This is a genomic window from Methylobacterium sp. Leaf87 (assembly GCF_001422775.1).
Classification (GTDB): Bacteria; Pseudomonadota; Alphaproteobacteria; order Rhizobiales; family Beijerinckiaceae; genus Methylobacterium.
In genome coordinates, this window is sequence record NZ_LMMI01000010.1 from 48,736 (window position 1) to 59,152 (window position 10,417).

The following is a 10,417-nucleotide window of genomic DNA, read 5'->3' on the forward strand; positions in this document are numbered from 1 at the left end:
CATCCCGGCGATCTGCCCATGGGGTGGCCAGGAGAGACGAAACTTCGCGCACCGCTGTGTGTGGTTTGGGCACGCATTTCGGCCAGATTGCATACATGCTTCGAGGCCGTGATTCCCGGTCGCGAGAGATCCGCGCATGCCCAGCCTTCTCGACGCCGAGCCGTCGCCGCTTCCCTTCGAGGCGTCGCGCACGGCCCTCGTCATCATCGACATGCAGCGCGATTTCCTCGAGCCCGGCGGCTTCGGAGAGAGCCTCGGCAACGATGTCTCCCTCCTCGCCGCCGCCGTGCCCCCATGCCGGGCCGTGCTCGACGCGGCGCGTGCCGCAGGGCTCCTCGTCGTGCATACACGGGAGGGCCATCGCCCGGATCTCTCCGACGCGCCGCCGGCCAAGCTGGAGCGCGGCGAACCCACGGCGCGGATCGGTCAGCCCGGGCCGATGGGACGCATCCTGATCCGCGGCGAACCCGGTCACGGCATCGTTCCCGCCCTGGCGCCGCAGGATGGCGAGCCGGTGATCGACAAGCCCGGCAAAGGCGCGTTCTACGCCACCGAACTCGCCGACGTGCTCGCGGCCCGGGCCATCGCGACCCTGCTGGTCTGCGGCGTGACCACCGAGGTCTGCGTGCACACGACGGTGCGGGAGGCCAACGACCGCGGCTATCGCTGCGTCGTCATCGCCGATGCCTGCGCGTCGTACATCCCGGAATTCCACGAAGCCGGCCTCGCGATGATCACGGCGCAGGGCGGCATCTTCGGCTGGGTCTCCGACGCGCACCGGGTCGTCGCCGCCCTGGAGGGGCGTGCCTCGGAAACGCTCGATTGAACCCTCTCGGCGGCGCGGACCGGGGGCCCGCCGGAACGAGATTCGCATGACCGCCATCGCCCAGACCAAGGAGGACGTTGCATGACGGAAGCCCCGGAGATCCCGGCCTTCGATCCCGAGGCCTACGCCTCGGCCGCATCCGGCATGCTCGCCCTGCCCATCGACCCCGCCTGGATGCCGGCGATCGTGGCCAACCTGCGCGTGCTGCACGCCGCGGCCGACCTCGTCGGCGCGTTCCCCCTGCCGGACGAGGCCGAAGCCGCCCCGGTGTTCGAAGCGTGAGGTCCGGGACCGTGAGCGAGCAGGATTGGAGTACGGCCTCGGCCGCATCGATCGCCGCGTCCGTCGCGAGCGGGGCGGTGAGCGCCCGGACGGTGGTCGCGGCGGCCCTCGATCGGATCGGCCGCGTCGATCCCGCCGTGAACGCCTTCACGGACGTCCTGGCGGACCGTGCCCTGGCCCGCGCGGACCGACTCGACGCGGCCCATGGACGGGGCGGGGCGCCCGGCCCCCTCGCGGGCGTCCCCTTCGCGGCAAAGAACCTGTTCGACATCGCCGGGCTGCCGACGCGGGCCGGGTCGCGGATCAACCGGGAGCGGGCGCCGTCGGAGGGGGACGCGACGCTGATCGGGCGCCTGGAAGCGGCGGGGGCGATCCTCGTCGGCGGGCTCAACATGGGCGAGTACGCCTACGATTTCACCGGCGAGAACTGCCACGACGGCAACACCCGGAATCCGCACGCGCCCGGACACATGGCGGGGGGCTCCTCCGGCGGTTCGGGCGGGGCGGTGGCGGCGGGCCTCGTGCCCCTGGCCCTCGGCTCCGACACCAACGGTTCGATCCGCGTGCCTGCCGCCTTCTGCGGCTGCTTCGGCTTGAAGCCCACCTACGGGCGCCTCAGCCGCGCCGGAAGCTTTCCCTTCGTCGGAAGCCTCGACCATCTCGGGCCGATGAGCCGCTCGACCCGCGATCTCGCCCTGGCGTACGACGCCATGCAGGGGCCGGATCCGGCGGATCCCGTCGCCACGGATCGGGCCGTCGAACCGACCGGTCCCGGCCTCGACGCGGGCGTGGGGGATCTGCGGATCGCCGTGGCGGGCGGGTATTTCGCCTCCGGCGGCGACGCGGAAGCCTTCGCGGCCGTCGCGGCCGTCGCCGACGCCCTGTCGGCGACGCGCACGGTCGAGATCCCGCAGGCGGCACGGGCCCGTGCGGCGGCCTACCTGATCACGGCCGCCGAAGGCGCCGCCCTGCATCGCGACCGCCTGCGGGAGCGGGCCGGCGATTTCGATCCGGCCGTGCGGGATCGCCTCATCGCCGGAATGATGCTGCCCGCGCCGTTCGTCGAGCGCGCCCAACGCTTCCGGCGCTGGTACCGCGCGGCCGTGCTCGACCTGTTCCGCGAGGTCGACGTGATCCTCGCGCCCTGCACACCCTGCCGGGCGCCGCGCGCGGGGCAGACAGCCTTCGTGCTCGACGGCGTCACGCTGCCGGTACGCGCCAATATCGGCCTGTTCACCCAGCCGATCTCGTTCATCGGCCTGCCCGTGGTCGCCGTGCCGGTCTGGCTCGACACGGGCCTGCCGCTCGGCGTGCAGGTCATCGCCGCACCGTGGCGCGAGGATCTGGCGCTCCGGGTCGCCCATCATCTCGAACGCGCGGGCGTCGTTCGCGCGCCCGTCGCCAATTTCGCGTGAGCCGCATGCCCATCGACGATCCCACCGTGAAAGCCGAGGTCGAGGCCGCGTTCGCCCGCTACGAGGCGGCCCTCGTCGGCAACGACGTTCCGACCCTGGAAGCGCTGTTCCACGACGATCCCCGCACCATCCGCTACGGCGGGGGCGAGAACCTCTACGGCATGGACGCGATCCGCGCCTTCCGCCGGTCCCGCTCGGCCGAGGGTCTGGCGCGCGATCTCTCCGGCACGGTCATCACCACCTACGGCCGCGATTGCGCCGTCGCGATGACGCTGTTCACGCGCCCGACGGCGCCCGATCGCATCGGGCGCCAGAGCCAGACCTGGGTCCGGTTCCCCGATGGCTGGAAGGTCGTCGCGGCCCATGTGAGCGTCATCGACGCCTGAGGCCGACGCCGCTCAGGCTCCGTCACTTCGCCGCGGCGGTGACGGCGCGGCTCCACGCCCCCTCGGGCGCTTTAACGATCACCGCCCGATCGGTGCCGCCGGCTTCGTGCACGCCGACGATGCGCTCGTATTCTCCCGGCGCCTCGGCGACGGGTGCGGACGGCACCGCGTGGTAGCGCCGGTCCGCATACACGAGGGCGTCCGCACCGGACGCCTCGCCGAGGCCGACCACCTCGCAGAACAGGACATCGTGGGTGCCGACGCGGCTCCGGCTCGCGATCCGGCATTCGAACGTCGCCAACGCGTCGGCGAGAACGGGCAGCCCGCGTGCGCCGGTGGACCAGCGTATGGCGGCGAAGCGCTCCGGCATCGACCGCTTGCCGCCGAAGGCGCCCGCGACGTGCTGCTGTCCGGCACCGAGGGTGTTGACGCACAGCCTCTCGGCCCGGTCGAAGACCGGATGGGCGGAGGACGCGCGGTTGAGGCAGACCAGCAGGGTCGGCGGCGCATCGCTGACGCTGCAGACGGCCGAGGCCGTGAAGCCGGCGCGCCCCCACGGCCCGTCGGTGGTGACGAGATGCACCGCGCTGGCGAGCCGCGCCATGGCATCGCGATAGGCGCCGGCCGCGACGGGCGCGTCGTCGGGTCCCTCGGTCCCGGTCATGTCGGTCGACTCCAAGTCCAAGCGCGGGTCCATTCGCGGGTCCATCGCCATCCGCGCCGTCACGGCCGATCGAGGAAGTGCAGGAGGGCCGTGGTGACCAGCTCGGGCCGCGTCACGGAATGGGCGTGCCCCCCATCGGGCGCGAGATCGAGGCGGGCGTTCGGCAATCCGGCGGCGAGCCGCTCCGACGCGGTGAACGGCACCAGCACGTCGTCGCGCGCGGCCATCACCAGGGTCTCGTGCGGCACCGCGCCGAGGCGTCCCGTCAAGTCGAACGCCTCCAGGGCGGCGATGCGCGCCAGAACGGCGTCGGTGCCGGGGAAATGCGCCAGCGCGTGGGCCTCGTCCGCCGCGAGCCGCTCCGCATTCTCCGAGATCCAGGGCGCCGGATACAGGAAGATCGCCTGGGCTCGGACGAAGGCCTCGGGACCGTCCCGCGTCAACAGGGCCTTCCGGGCCGCAAAGCAACGGCGGGTCGCCGGGTCGATGCTGTCCCATCCGTTGATGACGACGAGGCGCCCGACCCGTTCGGGGTGCGTCAGCGCCAGTTGCAGCCCGATCAACCCGCCGAGCGCGTGCCCGACGAGGTCGACCGATTCGATGGCGAGCCCGTCGAGGAGGACGAGCACGTCCCGCACCATGGCCGCGATGTCGTGGCCGGGCTCCAGGGGGCCCTGCGAGCGACCGGTGCCGCGATGATCGTAGGTGACGACGCGACGGCGTTCGGCCAGCGCCGGCATCTGCGGCGCGAAATAACCCGCCGCCCCGCCGAGCCCCGGCGAAAGCAGCACGGTTCGGCCGCCGGCCCGGCCATGGACCGCGTGATGGACCGCGTGATGGACCGGCACGGCCATCCCTCAGGCAGCCTTGCCGAGATGGGCCACCGAGGCGATCTCGACGAGCGCGTCGGGCTTCACGAGCCCGCACTGGATGCAGTAGCGCGCCGGCTTCTCGCCCGGAAAGTACGCGGCATACACGGCGTTGATCGCGGCGTAGTCGGCCCAGTCCTTCAGGAAGACGTGGTTGAAGGTGACGTCGTCCATGCCGCCGCCGGCGGCCTCGACCACGCCCTTGATCGTCTCGAGGACGTGGCGGGTCTGCGCGGCCGCGTCCCCCACATGGACGACGTTGGCCGCCGCATCGAGGGGCAGGGTGCCCGAGACGTAGAGCACGCCACCCGCCAGGGTTCCGGGCACGTAGGGCGCCAGCGGCTTGCCGGTGCCGGGGGGAATCACGACGGTCTTCGGCATTCTGGGAGGCTTTCGATTAAGAGTTACTCGGCGTTGCGGGGGGGCTCGGCGGCGAGCGCCTCGGCGAAGGCGCCGACGTCCGAGACCCAGCCGAAGAAGGTCTCGATGTTGAGGAGTGCCCCCGCCTGCAGGCTCGGCGGGCCGGCCTGATGGGTGGCGTCGGCCAGGACGATGCCGAAATATTCGAGGAAGAAGCCGTCGCGCAGGGTCGATTCCACGCAGACGTTGGTGGCGATGCCGGTGAAGATCAGGGTGCGGATGCCGCGGGCCCTGAGCATGCTGTCGAGGGCGGTGTTGGCGAAGCCGCTGTAGCGCGGCTTCGGCAGGACGATGTCGCCCGGCTCCGGCCTCAGCGCGTCGACCAGGGCGTAGTCCCAGGTGCCCTTGGCCAGGAGCCTGTGGTTCCTCTCCGGGTGCCGGCGCATGGTCTTGAGGGCGTTCGACTTGTGCCAGTTCGGCGAACCCGGACCGCCGGCCTCGACGTAATCGGCGTCCCAGCCGTTCTGGAACCAGATCACCAGGAGTCCCGCCGCCCGGGCGGCGGCGACGGCCGCGGCGATCCGCTCGACGACCGGGCCGGTCGCGGAAACGTCGAAGCCGGCGAGATCGAGGTAGCCGCCCCTCGTCGCGTAGGCGTTCTGCATGTCGACGACGATGAGCGCACTCGCGCCCGCGTCGAAGGCGATTGGCTCGGGCCGGGCGGGAAGCGTCACGCCGCCGACGCGGCCCGTCGCGTCGCGGTAGCCCGCCGGGATCTCGCCCCGCATCACGCCACCTGTGCCAGGGAGGCCGAGTCGCCCCGCGTCAGGGGCGCGACATCACCGGTGATGTGCCGACGCGTCTTCATCAGCGGCTGGATCTTCTGTCCGAACGCGTCGAGGCCCGCTAAGAAATCGTCGAAGACGAGGAGCACGCCCCCGGTGCCCGGCACGGTCATGACCGCGTCGAGGAGCCGCGCGATGGTGGCGTGGGAGCCGACCAGGGTGCCCATGTTGATGTTCACCGCGGAGGTCGGATCGGCCATCTGGCGGACGTTGGTGTCGGCCCCCGACTTGGTATCGGCCGAGCCCTGAACGCCGAGCCAGGCGATCGCCTCCCCGTCGGCGCCGGCCTTGTAATGCTCCCATTTGGCGTGGGCCGCTTCGTCGGTCTCGTCGGCGATGATCATGAAGAGCACGTAGGACGAGACCGCGCGGCCGGTCTTCGCCTTGGCGTCCTCCAGCCGCGCCACGGTGGGGGCGAAGGCGGTGGGCGTGTTGACGCCCTTGCCGAAGCAGAAATTGTAATCGGCATAGGTCGCGGTGAACGCCATGCCGGCGCCGCTCTGCCCGGCGCAGATGATCTTCATGTCGGCCTGCGGGCGCGGGCTCAGGCGGCAATCGTCCATCTGGAAGAAGTCGCCCTTGCGGTCGCTGCGGCCGGTCTCCCAAAGATCGCGCAGGATCTGCGCGTATTCCGAGAGATACTCGTAGCGCCGGGCAAAATATTCGTCGCCGGGCCAGAGGCCCATCTGCGCGTATTCCGGCTTCTGCCAGCCGGTGATCAGGTTGAGGCCGAAGCGGCCGTTCGAGATCGAGTCGATGGTCGACGCCATCCGGGCGACGATGGCGGGCGGCAGACACAGGGTCGGGGCGGTGGCGTAGAGCTTGATCCGGCTGGTGACGGCGGCGAGCCCCGACATCAGCGTGAACGATTCGAGGTTGTGGTCCCAGAACTCGGTCTTGCCGCCGAACCCCCGCAGCTTGATCATCGAGAGCGCGAAATCGAGGCCGTACCCTTCGGCCTTCAACGTCACCTGCTTGTTCAGCTCGAAACTCGGCATGTATTGAGGCGCGTTCTCCGAGAGAAGCCAGCCGTTGTTACCGATCGGAATGAAAACACCGATGCTCATCGGTTCGGCCATGGGTTCGGCCATGGGCTCGGCCTCAGTCTCGGCTTTGGGCTCGGTCATGGCACCCTCGCGTTCCGACGGCAGCATTGCGTGCCGCGACATGAGACCCGTCAAGTCTTCCGCCGTACGGCTTCGGACTCGACCGAAGTGGTACGGCACATCCTCAGGCTAGCTATTCGGACCAGATGGTCAAACTTCAAAATCAGGAAGTTTGACCATCTGCACAAACTCTCCGCGGCATGCGCGCGCGCTGTGCGGGTCCTGCCCATCGGAACGGCGAGAACGGCAGCGCTCGGACCCGGATCCGGCGACGCCGCCGAATCAGGCGAGTCCGAGGCCCGCCAGGATCAGTCTCTGGGTACTGGCCACGGTCCGCTCGAAGAAGGCTTCGTCCGACAGATCGTGCCCGGTGATCGCGTCGACCTGCACGGCGAAATCGGCGTAGTGCTGGGTGATCGCCCAGACCGAGAAGACGAGGTGATGCGGGTCGTGCGGCTGGATTCGCCCTTCGTCCATCCAGCCGCTCAGCACGGCGACCTTGGCGTCGACCAAGGCCCGCAGGGGGCCTTCGAGTTCCGCCCGCAGGAGCGGAGCGCCCTGGACGATCTCGAGGCAGAACAGGCGGGACGCCTGGGGTGCGTCGCGCGACAGGGTCACCTTCGCGCGGATGTAGGCCTTGAGCGCCTCAGCCGGCTCACTCCCGGAATCGAGGGCCTGAAGCGGATCGAGCCAGACATCGAGCACCCGTCGCAGCACGGCGACGTAGAGAGCCTCCTTCGAGGCGAAGTAATAGAGCAGGTTGGTCTTCGAGAGGCCGGCACGCTCGGCGATCTGATCGAGGCTCGCCCCATGCAGGCCAAGGGTCGAGAAGACCGCGAGGCCGGCATCCAGAACCGCGTCGCGCCGCAGCGCTCCGTCGCGCCGCCGACGCCGCACGGGCGCTGCCACAAAGCCGTCAGCCAATCCGCTCGCCTCCCGGGACGTCGCCCGGAGAGCCGGGCGCGTCCCCGTTCCTACCCGATCCCGTGCGGGCGCGACAAAGGGGACGCGAGGGCCGGAACGGTCGACCGCGCCGGATCAGGCGGTGAGGCCGAGGCGGGTGCGGGCCTGGGCCGGGCTCGCGACGGTCCGGCCGTGCCGCGCGATCGCCTCCACGGCGAGGCCCACGAGTTCGGCGTTGCCAGCGGCGAGCCGATCCTTGGTGAGGCGGATGTTGTCCTCGAGCCCGGTGCGGACGGCGTCTGCGCCGCGTGCCAGGGCCCAATCCATCACGGGCGCCTGATGGCGTCCGATGCCGGCGGCCGTCCACGTCGCCTTCGGCAGCACGCGGCGCAACTCAGCGAGCAGAATGTCGAGGAGGTGTTCGTCGGCCGGCATCGCGTTCTGCACGCCCATGACGAACTGGACGTGGGGCCGGTCGTCCATCAGCCCGGCCTCCACGAGGCGCCTGGCGCCGTGCAGGTGCGAGAGATCGAAGATCTCGATCTCGGGTCTCACCCCGAAACGCTTCATCCGACCTGCGAGATCGGCGACGAGGGCGGCCGGGTTCTCGTACACGATGGTGGGGAAGTTGACCGAGCCCGTCGAGAGCGAGGCCATGTCGGGGGCATGCTGGAGGGAGAGCCCCCGGCTCGCCGGGTCGCGTCCGCGCCCGCCGGTGGAGAACTGCACGATCATGCCCGGGCAATGCGTGCGCAGGCCCGCCTGGACGGCGGCGAACCGGTCTGGATCGGAGGAGGGGGTCTCGTCGTCGTTGCGGACATGGATGTGGGCCAGCGTCGCGCCGGCCTCGTAGGCGGCATGGGTCGATTCGATCTGCTCGGACACCGTGACGGGCAGGGCGGGATTGTCCGCCTTGCGCGGCACGGAACCGGTGATCGCGACGGCGACGACGACGGGCTGGCTCATGGCGTGGGTCTCCCTGCTTTCGTCAACGCGGCAGCGGGGCGTCGGATGCCGAAGGGACGCCCTACCGTCACCCGACAGGGGGAGGCCGACGGCAGCGGTGGCCTCGGGGCCGGCGGAGACGTAAAGGCGGGCTTGGCAAGCCGCGACGGGACCTGCGCGTCCGTGCAACGGCCGTTGTCAGGACCCTTCAACGATGGAGCCTTCCATGAACGACACCATCCTGATCCTCAACGGCCCCAACCTGAACCTCCTCGGCAAGCGCCAGCCCGAGATCTACGGGCACGAGACCCTCGGCGATGTCGAAGCGCTCTGCCGGGCCGAGGCCGAGGCGTTCGGGCTCACGGTCGCCTTCCACCAGAGCAATGCCGAGCACCAGATCATCGACTGGATCCACCAGTACCGGGTCGGGTCGGCGGGGATCGTCATCAATCCGGGGGCCTTCACCCACACGTCGATCGCGATCCTCGACGCCCTCGCCACGTGCGAGGTTCCCATCGTCGAGTGCCACATCTCCAACGTCCACAAGCGCGAGGCCTTCCGGCACCATTCCTACGTCTCGCTCGCCGCGACTGCGGTGCTGGCCGGCTTCGGCACGCACGGCTACGTTCTGGCGGTTCGCCACATCGCCCATCTTCGCGGGTTGCAGGGCCAAGTCTGACGCGATCAGGCCGCCGCGCCCGGTCTTGAGCGGGTCGAGCGTCCTCGGGCACAAAAAGGCCGCGGCTTGCGGGTGGCTCCGTCGCCCATCGAAGTCACGCCGAAGCGATACGGGCGGCCGACCCCAGCCTCACGCCTATATCGGAAGTTCTTCCACCCAAGCCATGGCTTGACCCATGGCTTGGGTCGAGAGCCCTACGAAAACCTTGCCGGTCGAAAAACTTGGCGGAAGGGGTGTCCTTCATACTATCGTTCGCCCGCATCCGCTGAACGCCATAGAAATTCTTATTCTTCGATAGAATACAGAGACTTAGAAGAATTTCAGATCTGGTAACATTCGCTGGCGTACGCTACTATCCGCATCCTGTGTTGGGGCCGATGTTGGGGCCGAGATGATGTGGAGCGGTACGTGACGCGCGAGTTGAATCGGCTTAGCGCGCGTAAAGTCGCCTCTCTTGAGGAACCCGGTCGGCATGCAGACGGAGGCGGCCTCTACCTCTCGATCTCAAAGGATGGTCGAAGACGTTGGGTGTTTCTGTTCCGGTGGAAAGGAAAGTTGCGGGAGATGGGTCTAGGCACCCCACGCGACGTTCCGCTCGCCCGTGCGCGTGAGTCGGCGACGCGAGCGCGTGAACTTGTAGCAAGTGGAAAGGACCCGCTGGAAGCTAAGCAGGCGGAGCGCGAGGCGAAGACCTTCGGCATGCTCGCTGACGAATTCATTGAGGCAATGCGGGAGCAATGGCGGAACGATAAGCATGTTGCGCAGTGGCAAATGACGCTCAGGGATTACGCGGCGCCGTTGCGGTCGCTCCCCGTCGACGCGATCGGCACCGATGACGTAGTGCGCGTGCTGAAGCCGATCTGGTCGAAGAAGTCCGAGACAGCGTCTCGCCTCCGAGGACGGATCGAGCGCGTCCTAGATGCTGCTAAAGCGCAAGGCGCGCGCACGGGTGAGAACCCGGCTCGATGGCGTGGACATCTCGAACTCCTCTTACCCAAGCGGCAAAAGCTAACTCGCGGGCACCACAAGGCAATGGCCTGACGTGACTGGCTGGCTTTGGACCGGGCTGATTGAGAGGATCAGCCAGGACCGAAGGAGCTGGACATGCGGCGAGGTCAGAAGACGGGTGCGGAGCAG

The 10,417-nt window shown here is 69.3% G+C and carries 13 protein-coding genes; 6 read left to right on the forward strand and 7 right to left on the reverse strand.

What is annotated here, in order from left to right; genetic code table 11:
- Window positions 1-136: 136 nt before the first annotated feature.
- From ASF22_RS07560 to hpxZ, 4 genes are all read left to right on the forward strand, one after another.
- Window positions 137-826, forward strand: a complete 690-nt coding sequence (locus ASF22_RS07560; RefSeq protein ID WP_056263056.1) for an isochorismatase family cysteine hydrolase — start codon at window positions 137-139, stop codon at window positions 824-826.
- Between the two features lie 81 nt (window positions 827-907).
- Window positions 908-1,108 carry a DUF4089 domain-containing protein gene (locus ASF22_RS07565; protein ID WP_056167906.1) on the forward strand — a complete coding sequence of 67 codons (201 nt, stop codon included), beginning with the start codon at window positions 908-910 and terminating at the stop codon, window positions 1,106-1,108.
- Window positions 1,109-1,119: 11 nt separating this feature from the next.
- Window positions 1,120-2,523: an AtzE family amidohydrolase gene (locus ASF22_RS07570; protein ID WP_056167908.1), complete on the forward strand. Its 1,404-nt coding sequence runs from the start codon at window positions 1,120-1,122 to the stop codon at window positions 2,521-2,523.
- 5 nt (window positions 2,524-2,528) lie between these two features.
- A complete protein-coding gene (hpxZ, locus tag ASF22_RS07575) occupies window positions 2,529-2,909 on the forward strand; it encodes an oxalurate catabolism protein HpxZ (RefSeq protein ID WP_056167911.1) in 381 nt (126 codons plus the stop codon).
- 22 nt (window positions 2,910-2,931) lie between these two features.
- On the opposite strand, the gene ASF22_RS07580 is transcribed toward hpxZ, so the two are convergent.
- From ASF22_RS07580 to ASF22_RS07610, 7 genes are all read right to left on the reverse strand, one after another.
- On the reverse strand, window positions 2,932-3,573 hold the full coding sequence (locus ASF22_RS07580) for a flavin reductase (RefSeq protein WP_056263094.1): 642 nt from the start codon (window positions 3,571-3,573) through the stop codon (window positions 2,932-2,934).
- A 59-nt stretch (window positions 3,574-3,632) separates the two neighbouring features.
- Entirely contained in the window at window positions 3,633-4,427 is a 795-nt protein-coding gene (gene rutD, locus ASF22_RS07585) for a pyrimidine utilization protein D (protein WP_056263059.1), read from the reverse strand.
- A 3-nt stretch (window positions 4,428-4,430) separates the two neighbouring features.
- Complete coding sequence (rutC, locus tag ASF22_RS07590) at window positions 4,431-4,823, reverse strand: pyrimidine utilization protein C (protein WP_056263062.1); 393 nt, start codon at window positions 4,821-4,823, stop codon at window positions 4,431-4,433.
- A 23-nt stretch (window positions 4,824-4,846) separates the two neighbouring features.
- Entirely contained in the window at window positions 4,847-5,590 is a 744-nt protein-coding gene (gene rutB, locus ASF22_RS07595) for a pyrimidine utilization protein B (RefSeq protein ID WP_056263065.1), read from the reverse strand.
- Window positions 5,590-6,714, reverse strand: a complete 1,125-nt coding sequence (rutA, locus tag ASF22_RS07600) for a pyrimidine utilization protein A (RefSeq protein ID WP_056168112.1) — start codon at window positions 6,712-6,714, stop codon at window positions 5,590-5,592. The genes rutB and rutA overlap by 1 nt, the downstream gene beginning before the upstream one ends.
- Window positions 6,715-7,035: 321 nt before the next feature.
- Window positions 7,036-7,677, reverse strand: a complete 642-nt coding sequence (gene rutR / locus ASF22_RS07605) for an HTH-type transcriptional regulator RutR (protein ID WP_056263067.1) — start codon at window positions 7,675-7,677, stop codon at window positions 7,036-7,038.
- A 114-nt stretch (window positions 7,678-7,791) separates the two neighbouring features.
- The gene (locus ASF22_RS07610; protein ID WP_056167930.1) at window positions 7,792-8,622 is read right to left on the reverse strand and encodes a 3-keto-5-aminohexanoate cleavage protein; all 831 of its coding nucleotides are present in this window, start codon (window positions 8,620-8,622) and stop codon (window positions 7,792-7,794) included.
- 205 nt (window positions 8,623-8,827) lie between these two features.
- On the opposite strand from ASF22_RS07610, the gene aroQ reads away from it, so the two are divergent.
- On the forward strand, window positions 8,828-9,280 hold the full coding sequence (gene aroQ, locus ASF22_RS07615) for a type II 3-dehydroquinate dehydratase (protein ID WP_056263070.1): 453 nt from the start codon (window positions 8,828-8,830) through the stop codon (window positions 9,278-9,280).
- 408 nt (window positions 9,281-9,688) lie between these two features.
- Window positions 9,689-10,321 (forward strand): Arm DNA-binding domain-containing protein, encoded by a 633-nt coding sequence (locus ASF22_RS22860; RefSeq protein WP_156647634.1) that lies wholly within the window; start codon window positions 9,689-9,691, stop codon window positions 10,319-10,321.
- Window positions 10,322-10,417: the final 96 nt, after the last annotated feature.

What these genes read in the sequence shown, in the direction of transcription:
- ASF22_RS07560 (WP_056263056.1), top strand. Translation starts at nt 137, where the DNA reads ATGCCCAGCCTTCTCGACGCCGAGCCGTCGCCGCTTCCCTTCGAGGCG.
- ASF22_RS07565 (WP_056167906.1), top strand. Translation starts at nt 908, where the DNA reads ATGACGGAAGCCCCGGAGATCCCGGCCTTCGATCCCGAGGCCTACGCC.
- hpxZ (WP_056167911.1), top strand. Translation starts at nt 2,529, where the DNA reads ATGCCCATCGACGATCCCACCGTGAAAGCCGAGGTCGAGGCCGCGTTC.
- ASF22_RS07580 (WP_056263094.1), bottom strand. Translation starts at nt 3,573, where the DNA reads ATGACCGGGACCGAGGGACCCGACGACGCGCCCGTCGCGGCCGGCGCC.
- rutD (WP_056263059.1), bottom strand. Translation starts at nt 4,427, where the DNA reads ATGGCCGTGCCGGTCCATCACGCGGTCCATCACGCGGTCCATGGCCGG.
- rutC (WP_056263062.1), bottom strand. Translation starts at nt 4,823, where the DNA reads ATGCCGAAGACCGTCGTGATTCCCCCCGGCACCGGCAAGCCGCTGGCG.
- rutB (WP_056263065.1), bottom strand. Translation starts at nt 5,590, where the DNA reads ATGCGGGGCGAGATCCCGGCGGGCTACCGCGACGCGACGGGCCGCGTC.
- rutA (WP_056168112.1), bottom strand. Translation starts at nt 6,714, where the DNA reads ATGAGCATCGGTGTTTTCATTCCGATCGGTAACAACGGCTGGCTTCTC.
- ASF22_RS07610 (WP_056167930.1), bottom strand. Translation starts at nt 8,622, where the DNA reads ATGAGCCAGCCCGTCGTCGTCGCCGTCGCGATCACCGGTTCCGTGCCG.
- aroQ (WP_056263070.1), top strand. Translation starts at nt 8,828, where the DNA reads ATGAACGACACCATCCTGATCCTCAACGGCCCCAACCTGAACCTCCTC.